The sequence below is a fragment of the Streptomyces sp. PTY087I2 genome (assembly GCF_001687325.1).
GTDB lineage: Bacteria > Actinomycetota > Actinomycetes > Streptomycetales > Streptomycetaceae > Streptomyces.
On record NZ_LZRD01000008.1, the window covers coordinates 163533 to 178662 of the forward strand.

At 73.0% G+C, this 15130-nt stretch carries 13 protein-coding genes and 1 riboswitch; of the genes, 3 read left to right on the top strand and 10 right to left on the bottom strand.

All coding sequences use genetic code 11. The annotated features are described in order from the left end of the window. The first annotated feature begins 269 nt into the window (after positions 1-269). On the top strand, positions 270-1367 hold the full coding sequence (sepH, locus tag A3Q37_RS10815; protein WP_065481834.1) for a septation protein SepH: 1098 nt from the start codon (positions 270-272) through the stop codon (positions 1365-1367). Between the two features lie 129 nt (positions 1368-1496). Here sepH and A3Q37_RS10820 read toward each other — a convergent pair whose 3' ends face one another. Further along, positions 1497-2327 carry a sulfurtransferase gene (locus A3Q37_RS10820; RefSeq protein ID WP_065481418.1) on the bottom strand — a complete coding sequence of 277 codons (831 nt, stop codon included), beginning with the start codon at positions 2325-2327 and terminating at the stop codon, positions 1497-1499. A gap of 236 nt (positions 2328-2563) precedes the next feature. Between A3Q37_RS10820 and A3Q37_RS10825 the strand changes: the two genes are divergently transcribed. Beyond that, the gene (locus A3Q37_RS10825) at positions 2564-3340 is read left to right on the top strand and encodes a VOC family protein (RefSeq protein ID WP_065481421.1); all 777 of its coding nucleotides are present in this window, start codon (positions 2564-2566) and stop codon (positions 3338-3340) included. Positions 3341-3393: 53 nt separating this feature from the next. On the opposite strand, the gene A3Q37_RS10830 is transcribed toward A3Q37_RS10825, so the two are convergent. The 5 genes from A3Q37_RS10830 to A3Q37_RS10850 form a co-directional block, all read right to left on the bottom strand. Continuing rightward, positions 3394-3819, bottom strand: coding sequence for a cold shock domain-containing protein (locus tag A3Q37_RS10830; RefSeq protein WP_079137746.1), 426 nt, complete (start codon positions 3817-3819; stop codon positions 3394-3396). Between the two features lie 147 nt (positions 3820-3966). Next, positions 3967-4617, bottom strand: a complete 651-nt coding sequence (locus tag A3Q37_RS10835) for a thymidine kinase (RefSeq protein ID WP_065481424.1) — start codon at positions 4615-4617, stop codon at positions 3967-3969. 44 nt (positions 4618-4661) lie between these two features. Then, a complete protein-coding gene (locus A3Q37_RS10840) occupies positions 4662-5849 on the bottom strand; it encodes an alkaline phosphatase family protein (RefSeq protein ID WP_065481427.1) in 1188 nt (395 codons plus the stop codon). Continuing rightward, positions 5849-6445: a DUF5998 family protein gene (locus A3Q37_RS10845; RefSeq protein WP_006128099.1), complete on the bottom strand. Its 597-nt coding sequence runs from the start codon at positions 6443-6445 to the stop codon at positions 5849-5851. The genes A3Q37_RS10840 and A3Q37_RS10845 overlap by 1 nt, the downstream gene beginning before the upstream one ends. Positions 6446-6510: 65 nt before the next feature. After that, positions 6511-9540, bottom strand: coding sequence for a bifunctional GNAT family N-acetyltransferase/acetate--CoA ligase family protein (locus A3Q37_RS10850; RefSeq protein ID WP_065481432.1), 3030 nt, complete (start codon positions 9538-9540; stop codon positions 6511-6513). Between the two features lie 96 nt (positions 9541-9636). Between A3Q37_RS10850 and A3Q37_RS10855 the strand changes: the two genes are divergently transcribed. After that, the gene (locus A3Q37_RS10855) at positions 9637-9918 is read left to right on the top strand and encodes an HPr family phosphocarrier protein (protein WP_065481435.1); all 282 of its coding nucleotides are present in this window, start codon (positions 9637-9639) and stop codon (positions 9916-9918) included. A gap of 171 nt (positions 9919-10089) precedes the next feature. On the opposite strand, the gene A3Q37_RS10860 is transcribed toward A3Q37_RS10855, so the two are convergent. From A3Q37_RS10860 to A3Q37_RS10875, 4 genes are all read right to left on the bottom strand, one after another. Next, positions 10090-10797 carry a GntR family transcriptional regulator gene (locus A3Q37_RS10860; RefSeq protein ID WP_065481438.1) on the bottom strand — a complete coding sequence of 236 codons (708 nt, stop codon included), beginning with the start codon at positions 10795-10797 and terminating at the stop codon, positions 10090-10092. Between the two features lie 180 nt (positions 10798-10977). Continuing rightward, the gene (locus A3Q37_RS10865) at positions 10978-11793 is read right to left on the bottom strand and encodes a M23 family metallopeptidase (RefSeq protein ID WP_065481444.1); all 816 of its coding nucleotides are present in this window, start codon (positions 11791-11793) and stop codon (positions 10978-10980) included. Positions 11794-11807: 14 nt separating this feature from the next. Then, a riboswitch (cyclic di-AMP (ydaO/yuaA leader) is annotated at positions 11808-11974 on the bottom strand. Between the two features lie 243 nt (positions 11975-12217). Next, a complete protein-coding gene (locus tag A3Q37_RS10870) occupies positions 12218-13588 on the bottom strand; it encodes a pitrilysin family protein (protein ID WP_065481451.1) in 1371 nt (456 codons plus the stop codon). A 26-nt stretch (positions 13589-13614) separates the two neighbouring features. Further along, positions 13615-14988, bottom strand: coding sequence for a pitrilysin family protein (locus A3Q37_RS10875; protein WP_065481461.1), 1374 nt, complete (start codon positions 14986-14988; stop codon positions 13615-13617). Positions 14989-15130 lie beyond the last annotated feature (142 nt).

A 15130-nucleotide genomic window follows, 5' to 3' on the forward strand; every position in this document is an offset into this window, starting at 1 on the left:
CAGTCCGCGAGAACTTCGGCGGCGCGCCGGTCCACCCCGGTGGCCCGAATGGAGTACTGTGACGAGCCCTGGGGCGGACTCCGACGTGGGATTCCGCAGCTACACCGGAGGGGGCCGACGGCGGCACCCTAGGCGGGCGCACCAGGGCGAGCGCCCGACACGCCGGGCAATTTGGCAAGGTTGTGGCAGGCTGCACCCGGGCAGGTCACACTCGACTAGCGGAAGCAGCGACGCACGTGACGTCGGCAGGCACCACCCGGGAGGTCCCCATGCCCGAACTGCGTGTCGTGGCCGTCTCCAACGACGGCACACGACTGGTGCTCAAGGCTGCGGACAGCACGGAGTACACGCTTCCGATCGATGAGCGGCTGCGCGCCGCCGTGCGCAACGACCGCGCCCGGCTCGGCCAGATCGAGATCGAGGTGGAGAGCCACCTCCGCCCCCGCGACATCCAGGCCCGGATACGGGCCGGCGCCTCCGCGGAGGAGGTCGCCCAGTTCGCGGGCATCCCCGTCGACCGTGTACGCCGCTTCGAGGGCCCCGTGCTCGCGGAGCGCGCCTTCATGGCCGAGCGGGCCCGGAAGACTCCTGTGCGCCGTCCCGGCGAGAACACCGGCCCCCAGCTCGGCGAGGCGGTGCAGGAACGTCTCCTGTTGCGCGGCGCCGACAAGGAAACCGTCCAGTGGGACTCGTGGCGCCGTGACGACGGCACCTGGGAAGTCCTGCTCGTCTACCGGGTCGCGGGCGAACCGCACTCGGCGAGCTGGACGTACGACCCGCCGAGGCGGCTGGTCCAGGCGCTGGACGACGAGGCGCGCTCGCTGATCGGCGAGACCGACGACGTCGCCGCGCCGGAGCCCAGCTTCCCGTTCGTGCCCCGGATCGCCCGGCTGCCGCGCGACCGGCCGCTGGACCGGAGCCTCGACCGGCAGACCGACCGCGACCGCCCGCTGGACCGCGCCCTGGACCGGCAGATCGAGCGGCCCGCGCCGGTCGCCGAGCCCGAGGAGTACGTGAGCAGCGCGTCGGCAGGTGAGCGTGACTCGCTGACCAGTCTGCTGGAGGCGGTGCCGAGCTTCCGGGGCGACATGGTCGTGCCCGAGCGGCCCACGCAGCCCGAGCCGCCCGCGCTGGAACCGGCGGAGGAGACGGAGGCGGATGAGCCGCCGGCCGCCGCTTCGGCCGCCGGTGCGGGGTCCGCGTACGCGGATGTGCTGATGCCCCGGGCGGTGGCCGGTCATCGCGACCGGCTGACCGGGACGACGGACCGTCAGGCGGAGGCGGACGGGGTCCGGCCGGGCCGCCGGGCGGCCGTGCCGAGCTGGGACGAGATCGTCTTCGGCACCCGGCGCAAGAAGCAGGACTGACCGGGGATGACCACCGGAGGGAGCGGGGGCCGTACGCGATGGCGTACGGCCCCCGCTCCGTCTCCGTGGTCCGCGTCCGCCCGGGCGGACGCGGCCCCGGTCGGGACCGGCCGGATCCGCCTTGCGGGATTACTGGGGCTCGGGTCCGGTGGCGACCGGCCGGGAGGGGTCCGAGGACCACTCGGACCAGGAGCCCGGGTAGAGGACACCGGTGAACCCGGCGATCTCCAGGGCCAGCACCTCGTGCGCGCCGGAGACCCCGGATCCGCAGTAGACGCCCACGCCCTCGGTGCTGCTCTCCGCGCCCAGCCCGGCGAACCGTGCGGCCAGCTCCTCGGCCGGGAGGTAGCGCCCGTCCGCGCCGACGTTCTGCGTGGTCGGCGCGGAGACGGCCCCGGGGATATGGCCGCCGACGCGGTCGATCGGCTCCACATCGCCCCGGTAGCGCTCGGCCGCCCGCGCGTCCAGCAGCAGACCCGACCGGGCGAAGGCCGCCGCGCTTTCCGCGTCCAGGGTGGGCAGGGCCCCCGGCTTCGGCCGGAAATCGCCCTCGGCGGGGCGCGGGATCTCCGTGGTGAGGTCACCGGTCCAGGCGGCGAGACCGCCGTCCAGGACCCGGACGTTTTGGTGCCCGGTCCAGCGCAGCAGCCACCAGGCGCGGGCCGCGGCCCAGCCCTGCCCGCCGTCGTACACCACGACGGGGGTGTCCTGGCCGACCCCGGCCCGGCGCATCACGGACCCGAAGGCCTCCGGGTCCGGGAGGGGGTGGCGGCCGCCGTCGCCCGCCGGTCCGGCCAGCTCCTCGTCCAGGTCGACGAAGACCGCGCCGGGCAGATGGCCGGCCTCGTAGTCGGGGCGGCCGTTGGGGCCGCCGAGCTGCCAGCGGACGTCCAGGAGCACCGGGGGCGGGGACCCGGCCGACTCGCTCGCGCATGCGGATGCGGTGATGATGGGCTTCATGGGTGCCATCCTCGCGCAGCGGGGCGGGCACCCGTAACAGCATCGGAAGGGACGGCCCGTGGTGATCCGGCCGTCCTTCGTCGAGAACCCGGACGACGCGGCGCGGCCGGTGCGCCTCCCGCGCCGGGGGGTGCAAGCATCTGCACGGGGCACGCGGACCGCGTCCTGACCCGGGGCGGTGTCCCTGTCCCGTTCCCCCGTACGGCCACCACAACGGTCCGAGGAGAGAGAAGACGATGACCGAGGCTCCCGCCCGGCGCACGCCCGGAACACCTTGCTGGGTGAGTCTGATCGTGCACGGCCTGACCGCGACCCAGGAGTTCTACGGAGCCCTGTTCGACTGGGAGTTCCGGCCGGGTCCCGAACAGCTGGGCCCCTACGTCCGGGGGCTGCTGCACGGCGAGGAGATCGCGGGCATCGGCCAGCTGCCGCCCGACCGGCATCTTCCCATCGCCTGGACCACCTACCTCGCCACGGACGACGCCGACGCCACCGCGGAGGCCATCCGTTCCTGCGGCGGGACGGTCGCGGTCGGCCCGCTGGACGCGGGGGACGCCGGGCGGCTGGCGATCGCCTCCGACCCGAGCGGGGCGGTCTTCGGCATCTGGCAGGGCTTGCGCCACATCGGCACGACGATGACGGGCACACCCGGGACGCCCGTCTGGAACGAGCTGGTGACGCGGGAGACCTCGATGGTCGCGAAGTTCTACCAGACGGTCTTCGGTTACGAGACGGAGGCGGTGCTCTCCGCCGACTTCGACTACCAGACGCTGCATCTGGACAACGTGGCGGTGGCGGCCCTGCACGGGGTCGGCCACGCGCTGCCGCGCGACCGGGGGCCGCACTGGATGACGTACTTCGAGGTCGCCGACACCGACCGGGCCGCGGCCCGGGTGGTGGAGCTGGGCGGGCGCGTCCTCCAGCCGCCGCGCGAGGGGTCGAGCGGCAGACTGGCGACGGTCGCGGACCCGGAGGGGGCCGTGTTCACGATCGTCCGGTCGCCGGAAGGCTGACCTCCGCCGTCCGGCCGCTTCCCCCCGGAAAGGCCCCGGGGGGGGGGGGGAGGTCAGGCCGAGTCCACCCAGCCGTGCGCCTGGGCCAGGCGGAGCAGACGCTGCCGTACGTGCTGCAACTGCGCGGCGGTCAGGGTGCCGTCCGCCTCGATGAGCGCCTCGGTCACCTCGCTCTGGAAATCCTGCGCGGTGAGGATGTCGCAGTCGCCCTCCTCCTCGTGCTCTGCCGGCCGGGCCGCCGCGCTGCTCCTGAGCGCCCGGGACGCCGGTGCGGCGGCCTGCCGCACCAAGCGGATCTCGCCCGCCTTGGGGCCCTTGTCGCCCGATTCCAGGAAGTACTCGACGCGCCGGCCGGACTGGTACAGGTACTTCTCCTCAAGAAGGTCGTTGGCGTGCATGAACACGTCCTCGTCGCCCTCGTCGGGGGCGATGAACCCATACCCGCGAACCTCGTCGAACCGCAGAATCTTCCCCGTCATCAACAACCGGAACACCTCCACCTCTACCGCACACACACAACAATTCCCGGAGTATAGCGAGACGGTCTCCGGGAGAAGAAACGACGGAACTGCGCTCAACAGACTTGCCGCGCAAGGCAGTTGGGGTTCTCGCTGACTGACGTTCCGTCACCCGGTGGAGACCGGCAGCACGTCCGGCGACAGCGCACCGGCGTTCGCGGCGGCGCTCGTCATCCGGCGGCGGTGGTGACGGCGGCAGAGAACCTCGTAGCCGATCTCCGTGGCCGGCCGGTCGACGTCCCCGACGACGACCTGCTCCCCCTCGACGACCATCGCACCGCCGACCGTCCGGGCGTTGTGCGTGGCGCGGGCCCCGCACCAGCAGAGCGCCTCGACCTGAAGGGCCTCTATGCGGTCGGCCAGTTCGATCAGCCGCTGGGAGCCCGGGAACAGCTTCGTGCGGAAGTCCGTGGTGATGCCGAAGGCGAAGACGTCGAGCTTCAGATCGTCGACCACACGGGCCAGTTGGTCGATCTGGTCCGGGGCGAGGAACTGCGCCTCGTCCACGATCACGTAGTCGACGCGGCCGCCCCGGCTGACCCGGTCCACGATGTTCGCGTACAGGTCCAAGCCCTCCTGGGCCTCGACGGCGTCCGTCACCAGACCGAGCCGGGAGGAGAGCTTGCCCTCCCCCGCGCGGTCGTCCCGGGTGAAGATCACGCCCTGGAGACCGCGGGCCGAGCGGTTGTGACCGATCTGGAGGGCCAGCGTGCTCTTTCCGCAGTCCATGGTTCCGGAGAAGAACACCAGCTCGGGCATGAGGGGTCGAGCACCTTTCGGAGGGGGCGGTAGCGCAGGAGGGGTTACGAGCGTACTTCGAGGAGCGGGACGAGCTGTTCCACGGGGGTCAGGGAGCCGTGCACGCCCGCCATCGCCGACTCGTGCGGCTCGTTGACGGAGGCCGTGATGATCACGTCGTCGTGGGCGGCGGCGACGACGTCGCCGATCCGTCCGTACACCCGCTCGTCGATCGTCGGGCCGAACCAGCCGGCGGCGATCGCCTCGTCGCGGCTCGCGATCCAGAACTGCTCGCCGAGGACCTCGCGCCAGACGGCCAGGACGTCGGCCTGGGCGCCGGGGACCGCGTAGACGTGGCGGGCGCGGCCCTCGCCGCCGAGGAGGGCGACGCCCGCGCTCAGCTCCCAGTCCTCGTCGAAGTCGATCCGGGACTGCTCGTCGAACGGGATGTCGATCATGCCGTGGTCGGCGGTGATGTAGAGCGCGGAGCGCGGCGGAAGCTGCTCGGCGAGGCGCCGGGCGAGCCCGTCGACGTACATCAGCTGGCCGCGCCAGGCGTCGGAGTCGGTGCCGAAGCGGTGGCCCTTGCCGTCGACCTCGCTGTAGTACGTGTAGACGAGCGAGCGGTCGCCCGCGGCCAGGCGCTGGGCGGCGACGTCCATCCGGTCCTCGCCGGAGAGCCGGCCGAGGAAGGAGCCGCCGCTGAGCGCGATCTTGGTGAGGGGGGTCTGCTCGAACATCGGCGCGGAGACCTGCGCGGTGTGGACGCCCGCGGCGTCGGCGAGCCGGAAGACCGTGGGGTGCGGCTGCCAGGCCTTCGGCTCGGTCCAGGGCTTCCAGCGGAGCTGGTTCATCAGCTCGCCGGTCTCCGGGTTGCGCGCGGTGTAGCCGGGAAGGCCGTGCTCGCCGGGCGGCAGCCCCGTACCGACGGAGGCGAGCGAGGTCGCGGTGGTGGAGGGGAAGCCCGCGGTGAGCGGGCGGCCGGTGCCACCGCGCGAGGTGGGGAGCAGGGAGTGCAGGAAGGGGGCCTCGTCCGGGTGGGCCTTGATCTGCTCCCAGCCGAGGCCGTCGATCAGGAAGACGCAGTTGCGCCTCGCCGGGGTCAGCTCGGGGATCGCGGCGGTGAAGCCCGGCACCTCAAGGCCGGCGGCGAGCGTCGGCAGCAGGTCCGCGAGCGAACCGCTGCCGTACTCGGGCACGGGCGCGGTGTCGAGGGCCAGCGGTACGGGGTCCTGCCAGGCGGGCTGGGCCATCAGCGGCCACTCGCCGCGGTGGCGGCCGTGGCCTCGGAGAGCGCCTGGGCGAAGGCGAGGGTCTGGCGCACGGCGTCGGGGCCGTCACCGGCCTCGCTGACCCGCAGGCTCAGGTCGTCGGCGGTGGAGCTGCCGGTGTAGCCGTGGTCGGCCTCGCAGTTGGAGTCGCCGCAGGCGGCGGGCTCCAGGTCGATGCGGGAGACCGCGCCCCAGCCGATGGTCAGGACGACCTCGCGGGGCAGGGTGCCCGGGACGTACTTCTCCGGGTTGGCCACCACCCGGCTGACGACGACGGAGGAGATCCGCTCCAGCTTCACCGACTCGGTGGAGGTGGTGGCGTACGGCGTCGGGGAGCTGGTGTCGGCGGCCTGCTCGTCGGTGTGGCTGACGATGAACCGGTGCTCGGTCAGGACGAGGACGGTCACATGGCGGCGGACCTCGTTGGAATCGAACGTGGTCTCCTGGTGGACCAGGTACGAAGCGACCGGCTCCCCGCCGACGGCGGCCTCCACCGCCTCGGCCACGAGGGCCGGGTAGTAGCCGCTGCGCTCGATCGCCGCGCGCAGCCCCTTGGTCGTCGTACCGGTCTTTGCCATGAGCACCATCCTACGGCGGGCCGGTGACTGCCGGGGACGCCCCGGGGCCCACCGGCCGGTGAGGCTCAGTAGTTCGGAAGGCGGCGGGGGCCGACGTCGCTCCGGGCGGGCGGCGGGGCGAGCCGGACGCTCGCGCCGAGCACGGTGAGTCCCTGCGGGGCGACCACGACGGGTTCGAGGGCGACGGAGACCACCTCCGGGTGGTCGTCGACCAGCCGGGACAGCCGCAGCAGCAGCTCTTCGAGGGCGGCCGTGTCGACCGGGGCCGAGCCGCGCCACCCGAACAGCACCGGGGCCGCCCTGATGGACCGGATCAGCTCGGCGGCGTCCCGGTCGGTGGCGGGAACCAGCCGGTGCGCGGTGTCGCCGAGCAGTTCGGAGGGCGCTCCCGCGAGGCCGAAGGAGAGGATCGCCCCGGCGGCCGCGTCGATGGAGGCCCGCACGACGGTGTCCACGCCGCGCGGGGCCATCGCCTGCACGACGGGGAGCAGTTCGGCGGGCTTGCCGAGGAGGTCGGTGAGCTCGCCGTACGCCCGGCGCAGCGCCTCCTCGTCGGCGACGTCGAGGCGGACCCCGCCGAGGTCGGCGCGGTGGCGCAGGTGGGGCGCGGTGGTCTTGAGGGCGACCGGGTAGCCGAGCCGGGCCGCCGCGGCGACGGCCGCCTCGGCGTCGGGGGCGGGCAGCGTGGGGCGTACGTCGATGCCGTAGAGGCCGAGCAGTTCGCGGGCCTCGTCGTGGCTGAGCGCGCGCCCGCGCGGGTCGGGGGCGGCGGCGAGCTGCGCCTCGATGAGCGCTGCGGCACCGGCCTCGTCGATGGTGTCGTCGAGGAACTCGGGAATCTTGCCGGGCACGGCCGCCTGCCGCCGCCACTGGGCGTACTTCACGGCCTCGGCGAGCGCCCGTACGGCGCGCTCGGCGGCGGGGTAGGCGGGGATGCGGCCGGGGCGGGTGGGGGCTTCGGGGTCGGTGGCGGCTTCCGGGGCGGCGGTCGCGTCGGGGGCGGGCGTTGCGGAGGTCGCTGTTCCGGGGGCGAGTGCTTCGGAGGCGGGTGTTGTGGGGGCGGGTGTGCCGGGGACGGCGGATCCGGTGGGAGGCGTCGCGGAGGCCGGTGTTCCGGGAACGGTCGGGGCGGTCGGCGTTCCCGGCACGGTGGGCCCGGTCCGGGCGGCGGGCGTTGCCGGGGACGCGGTCCGGGGCGCGGCGGTCCGAGGGCGTGGGGCCGCCGTGCTGCTCGCGGCGGCCAGCGCCTCCGCCAGGCCGCCGATCTCGACGTGGACGACGGCCACCGGCTTGGCCGAGCCGCCGGCCACCGCCTTGGTCAGGGCCTCGGCCAGCACCTGGCCGTCGCCGGTCTCGGACTCGCCGTTCTCCCCCACCCACGGGATGGCGGTGACGATCACGGCGTCGCAGGCCCCGTCCGCCAGCGCCTCGGCCAGCGCGTCGCGGAAGTCCTGCGGAGAAGCGGCGGTGGTGAGGTCGATCGGCGGGCGCGGGCGCAGCCCCTCGGCGAGGCAGGCGTCGTACGTCAGCAGGCCGAGGGACTCGGAGTTGCCGAGGATGGCGACCCGGGGGCCGGCCGGGAGGGGCTGGCCCGCCAGCAGGAGCCCGGCGTCGACCATCTCGGTCACGGTGTCGACCCGGATGACGCCGGCCTGCCGCATCAGCGCCGAGACCGTGGTGTCGGGGATGCGGCTGACCGGGACGGCGTGCCCGGGCGGGTTGGTGCCGCTGTGCCGGGCGCCCTTCACCACGACGACGGGCTTCACGGCGGCGGTACGGCGGGCGAGGCGGGTGAACTTGCGGGGATTGCCGAGGGATTCGAGGTAGAGCAGGGCAACGTCGGTGTCCGGGTCCTCGAACGAATACTGGAGGAAGTCGTTGCCGGAGACGTCGGCCCGGTTGCCCGCCGAGATGAACGAGGACAGACCCGCGCCGCGCCGGTGGAGGCCGGAGAGCAGGGCGATGCCGATCGCGCCGGACTGGGTGAACAGGCCGATCCGGCCGCGGGCGGGCGACTCGGGGGCGAGGGAGGCGTTGAGCCGGACGGTCTCGGCGGTGTTGATGATGCCGAAGGCGTTCGGGCCGATGATCCGCATGCCGTACGAGCGGGCCTGGCGGACCAGTTCGCGCTGGAGCTCGCGGCCCTCGGCGCCCCGCTCGGCGTAACCGGCGGAGAGGACGACCAGGCCCTGGACGCCGTGCTCACCGCAGTCGGCGACGGCCTCGGGGACCCGGTGGGCGGGGACGGCGATGACGGCGAGGTCGACCTGCTCGTCGATCTCGCCGAGGGAGCGGTGGGCGGGCACCCCGTCGAGGGTGGCCAGGCCCTCGTCGAAAGCGCGGTTCACGGCGTAGGTGCGGCCGGTGTAGCCGGCGGCGAGGAGGTTGCGCAGGACCGTGCGGCCCACTCCGCCGGGGGTGCGGCCGGTACCGATGACCGCGACGGAGCCGGGGGCGAGCAGGCGCTGCACCGAGCGGGCCTCGGCGCGCTGTTCCCGGCCGCGCTGGACGGCGAGGGACTTCTCGGTGGGTTCGAGGTCGAGGGTGAGGTGGACGGAGCCGTCCTCGAAGCTGCGGCGCTGGGTGTATCCGGCATCCCGGAACACCTTGATCATCTTGTTGTTGGCGGGAAGCACCTCGGCGGCGAAGCGCCGGATGCCGCGCTCACGGGCGACCGCGGCGATGTGTTCGAGCAGCGCCGATGCGACTCCGCGGCCCTGGTGGGCGTCCTGGACGAGGAAGGCGACCTCGGCCTCGTCGGCGGGGGCGGAGGCGGGGCGGCCCGTGTCGTCGATGCGGTCGTAGCGGACGGTCCCGATGAACTCGCCGCCGATCGTGACCGCCAGCCCCACCCGGTCGACGTAGTCGTGATGGGTGAAGCGGTGCACGTCCCGGTCGGATAGACGGGGATACGGGGCGAAGAAGCGGTAGTACTTCGACTCGTCGGACACCTGCTCGTAGAAGCTGACCAGTCGCTCGGCGTCGTCCGTGGTGATCGGCCTGATGCGCGCGGTGCCGCCGTCGCGGAGCACCACGTCCGCTTCCCAGTGGTCGGGGTACGCGTGATGCGGACTCTGCTCCGGCGTGGGCTCCATGGCCAAAGCCTACGGCCGGACGGGAGGCCGGGCACAGCACCACGTACTGCATGAGAGACTGGTCTAGACAACCGTTGATATGTGAAGGGCAGAACCATGGCTGAGCGCCGCGTAAACGTCGGTTGGGCCGAGGGCCTGCACGCCCGCCCCGCTTCCATCTTCGTCCGTGCCGCCACGGCCTCCGGCGTCCCCGTGACGATCGCCAAGGCCGACGGCAATCCGGTGAACGCCGCCTCCATGCTGGCCGTGCTCGGTCTGGGCGCGCAGGGCGGCGAGGAGATCGTGCTCGCGTCCGACTCGGACGATGCCGAGGCCGCTCTGGACCGGCTGGCGAAGCTGGTCGCCGAGGGCCTGGAAGAGCTTCCGGAGACCGTCTGACCCCTCCGACTCCGGTCCGTCCGGATTCGATCCGCGCGAGAGCCGTGATTCCGTCAAGGGATCACGGCTCTTTCGTTTTCGGGTGAGATCGAGAGAGATCCGCATCTCGATGATTCAGGCAGCACAAAATAGGTGCTCCGAAATTACTTCCCTTTGTATACGGCGCTTTTGTTAATGCCGGACGCCCGCAGTGTTTACGCCGTGTTGCGAACTTCTCACCGGGGGAACGGGAGCGGTGCGACGCCCCGCGAGGTCCGGGCGGCGGAGCCGGTGCTCGGCGGTGGAGCGTTCCGCGTGCTGGGCGGTGAGCGCCCTCGCCCGTTCCGCGTCGCCGCGCGCCACGGCGTCCACGATCGCGCCGCGCTCGGCCCAGGAGTCGACCGGGCGGGCCGGCTGCTCGACCGCGTACATCCAGGCGATCTTGTGCCGGAGCTGGGTGAGCAGCGCGATGAGCCCGGGGCTGCCGGAGGCCTGGGCCAGGGTCTCGTGGAACCAGCCGCCCAGGGAGCGCAGATCCTCGCCCTCGCCCCGGCGGGCCCGCTCCTGGCCCAGCCTGACCAGACCGCGGAGCACCTTGAGGTGGGCTTCCGTGCGGCGCTGGGCGGCGCGGGCCGCGCCCAGCGGCTCCAGGAGCATCCGCACCTCCAGGAGGTCGGCCGCCTCCTGCACGGTGGGCTCGGCGACACAGGCGCCGGCGTGTCTGCGGGTGACCACGAAGCCTTCGGACTCCAGCGTGCGCAGCGCCTCGCGGACCGGGACGCGGGAGACCCCGTAGCGGCGGGCCAGCAGCTCCTCGGTGAGGCGGCTGCCGCGCTCGTAGACACCGGAGACGATGTCGTCACGGATCGCCGTGCATACCGAATGCGCGGGAATGCGCATATCCGAACCTCCGCCTTGATCCCCGCGAAACGCGGCCGCCCGACGTCTGTTCCGTGACTCTATGACAATCCGCCGGAATTTCCGATGGCAGGCCGGAATCCAGGGATATCTTCTGGCGGGAATTACCGAAGGCCCCGGCAGGTGCCGGGGCCTTCGGACGGTGGATCGCTCGGGGTGGGGTCAGACGTTCAGACCGTGGGAGCGCAGGTAGGCGACGGGGTCCATGTCGGAGCCGTAGTCGGGGGTCGTGCGGGCCTCGAAGTGCAGGTGCGGGCCGGTGGAGTTGCCGGTGGAGCCGGAGAGGCCGATCTGCTGGCCGGAGGAGACGCTCTGGCCGACGGAGACGCCGATCGAGGACAGGTGGCCGTACTGGGTGTAGGTGCCGTCCGCCATCCGGAGCACGATGTTGTTGCCGTACGCGCCGCCCCAGCCGGCCTCGACGACCGTGCCGGCGCCGACCGCGACGACGGAGCTGCCGGAGGCGGCCCGGAAGTCCACGCCGGAGTGGCTGCCGGAGGACCAGAGGGAGCCGCCGGCGTTGTAGCCGGTGGTGACGTAGGAGCCGGCGACCGGGAGGTGGAAGGCGTTCAGCCGGGCGCGCTCGGCGGCGCGGGCGGCACGGGCCTTCTCCTCGCGGATCTCCTTGGCGCGGGCCTCGGCCTTGCGCTCGGCCTCGGCCTTCGCCTTGGCCCTGGCGGCCTTCTCGCGGGCCTCGGCGGCGGCCTTGGCCTTCGCCTTCGCGACCGCGTCGGCCTGCCGCTGCTGGGCGTCGGCCTGCGCGTCGATCCGCTCGGCGAGGGTGGCGTCGAGGGAGAGGGCCTGGGTGAGGCCGGTGTCGGCGACCTTGGCGGCCTCGGTGTCGGCGGCGAGGGCCGGGGAGGACAGCGAGCCGAGGACTCCGGTGGTGGCCAGGGCCGCGATGCCGGCGGCCTGGGCGCTCCGACGCGTGAGGCGGCTCGGGGCACGGTGCTTCCCGGTGGCACGGGTGAACGCCATGGAGGGGCTGGTTCCTTTCCTTCCTTCTCGCCTACCGGGTTAGCTGACGGGTTCGGAGCAGGAAGGTCTCCTACGGATCCCCGCGCCGGTTCGCGGCACGGGCCTCCGATTCACCCCAGGGACTGCGTGGGTCCCCGGCTCCCCAGGCTCGCGCCTGACGGGGACTCGGCGATGACTGTCCGGCGCCGCGGCTGCGGCATACGGGTGACGGACAGCCGGGCCGACGCTAGGCGGGGCGACTTCCCATCACCAAACGGACAAGGGGATTTGTCGCGCATCCCACAGGGCAGACAGGCAACCACTCCCCCAAATGGGTTAAATCAGACTAATGCGGCAAAAGACCAGGACCCCGACGAAATCTCTTCCGTCGGGGTCCTGTTCACGGCAGTGGCCGCACAGCGGGCGGCCGTGCGCCGCGGTGGTGTCAGCCGGTGACGACGGTCACCTCTCCGATACCGAGGGCCTTCACCGGCTCCTCGATCCGGGCGGCGTCCCCGACGAGGACCGTGACCAGCCGGTCGACCGGGAAGGCGTTGACCGCGGCGGCGGTCGCCTCAACGGTGCCCGTCTCGGCGAGCCGGGCGTAGAGGTGGGCCTGGTAGTCGTCGGGGAGGTGCTGCTCGACCTGGTCGGCCAGCGTGCTCGCGACGGAGGCGGCGGTCTCGAACTTCAGCGGGGCGACACCCACCAGGTTCTGCACGGCCGTCTCGCGCTCGGCGTCGGTCAGCCCCTCGGCGGCCAGCGTCCGCAGGACCTTCCAGAGGTCGTCCAGGGCCGGTCCGGTGGACTCGGTGTCCACCGAGCCGCTGATCGCGAGCATCGCCGCGCCGCCCGAGTCGGGGCCGGAGGAGCGCAGCACCTGGGCGAAGGCGCGTACGCCGTAGGTGTAGCCCTTCTCCTCGCGCAGCACCCGGTCCAGCCGGGAGGTGAGGGTCCCGCCCAGGCAGTAGGTGCCGAGCACCTGCGCGGGCCACACGCTCTCGTGCCGGTCGGCGCCGATGCGGCCGATCAGCAGCTGGGTCTGGACCGCGCCGGGGCGGTCCACGATGACCACGCGGCCGGTGTCGTCCGCGGTGATCGGCGGCACCGGGCGGGCCTGGGCGGTGTTGCCCGACCAGTCGCCGAGGGTCTCCGCCAGCAGCGCGTCCAGGTCGATACCGGTCAGGTCGCCGACGATCACGGCGGTCGCGGTGGACGGGCGGATGTGGGCGTCGAAGAAGGCGCGCACGGCGGCCGCGTCGATCCGCCGGACCGTCTCCTCGGTGCCCAGGCGGGGGCGGGACATCCGGGCGGTGGCCGGGAACAGCTCCTTGGAGAGCTGCTTGGCGGCGCGCCGGGACGGGTTGGCGTGCTCGTGCGGGATCTCGTCGAGGCGGTTGCCCACCAGGCGCTCGATCTCGCTCTCGGCGAAGGCGGGGGCCCGCAGCGCCTCGGCGACCAGTCCGAGCGCCTTGGCCAGCCGGGAGGCCGGGACCTCCAGGGAGACCCGGACGCCGGGGTGGTCGGCGTGCGCGTCGAGCGTGGCGCCGCAGCGCTCCAGCTCGGCGGCGAACTCCTCGGCGCTGTGCTTGTCGGTGCCCTCGGAGAGCGCCCGCGACATGATCGTGGCCACGCCGTCCAGGCCCTCGGGCTCGGCCTCCAGCGGCGCGTCGAGGAAGATCTCCACGGCGACGACCTGCTGGCCGGGGCGGTGGCAGCGCAGCACGGTCAGCCCGTTGGGCAGAGCGCCGCGCTCGGGCGCCGGGAAGGCCCAGGGGCGGGCCGTGCCGGGCGTGGGCTGCGGGTGGAACTCCATGGCTACTCCAGTCACGGCGGCGTCGCTCACTTGGCCGCCCCCTCGTGCGCGTCGGTCCCCTCGGTGCCGTCCTCGCCCTCGTCGGCCTCGTCGGCCGGCTCGACGGGCTCGTAGACCAGCACCGCCCGGTTGTCGGGGCGCAGGGCCGCCTCGGCCGCCGCGCGCACCTCCTCGGCGGTGACGTCCAGGACGCGGCTCACGGCGGTCAGGGCCAGCTGCGGGTCGCCGAACAGGACCGCGAAACGGCACAGTTCGTCGGCGCGGCCGGCGACCGTGCCGAGCCGGTCGAGCCACTCGCGCTCCAACTGCGCCTGGGCCCGCTCCATTTCCTCCGGGGTGGGCCCCTCGGCGGCGAACCGGGCCAGCTCCTCGTCGACGGCGGCCTCGATCGTCTCCACCTCGACGCCGCCGGAGGTCTTCACGTCCAGCCAGCCCAGCGAGGGCGCACCGGCGAGCCGCAGCAGGCCGAAGCCCGCCGCCACGGCCGTACGGTCGCGGCGGACCAGGCGGTTGTGCAGCCGGGAGGACTCGCCGCCGCCCAGCACGGTCAGCGCCAGGTCGGCGGCGTCGCAGGCGCGGGTGCCGTCGTGCGGGAGGCGGTAGGCGGCCATCAGGGCGCGCGCCGGAACCTCCTCGTGGACCACTTCGCGCAGCTGCTCGCCGATGATCTCGGGCAGCGTCCCGTCGCGCGGCGGCTGCTTGCCGTCGTGGGAGGGGATGGAGCCGAAGTACTTCTCGATCCAGGCGAGGGTCTGCTCGGGGTCGATGTCGCCGACCACCGAGAGCACCGCGTTGTTGGGCGCGTAGTACGTACGGAAGAACGCGCGGGCGTCCTCCAGCGTGGCCGCGTCCAGATCGGCCATGGAGCCGATCGGGGTGTGGTGGTAGGGGTGACCCTCGGGGTAGGAGAGGGCGGTCAGCTTCTCGAACGCGGTGCCGTAGGGCACGTTGTCGTAACGCTGGCGGCGCTCGTTCTTGACGACGTCGCGCTGGTTCTCCATGGACTCCTCGTCGAGCGCGGCGAGGAGGGAGCCCATCCGGTCGGCCTCCAGCCAGAGAGCCAGCTCCACCTGATGGGTGGGCATGGTCTCGAAGTAGTTGGTCCGCTCGAAGCTGGTCGTTCCGTTGAGCGAACCGCCGGCCCCCTGGACGAGCTCGAAGTGACCGTTCCCCTTGACCTGGCCCGAGCCCTGGAACATCAGGTGCTCGAAGAGGTGAGCCAGGCCGGTGCGTCCCTTGACCTCGTGGCGCGAACCGACGTCGTACCAGAGGCAGACCGCGGCGACCGGGGTCAGATGGTCCTCGGAGAGCACCACACGCAGGCCGTTGGCCAGGCGGTGCTCGGTCGCTGTCAAGCCGCCGGAGCCGGCCTGTGCGGTGGCCGTGTGACCCATGGGCATGTACGTCCCTTCGATCGCGATACTGGACTTCCTGACCGGTACTCCCCGCCAGACCTGCCACTCTAAGCAAGCGCACCGGCACCTGGCGAAGTTCCCGTTCGGCGGATGTTTCCGTCGATGGTGTCGCGAACGCCGTCGGCGG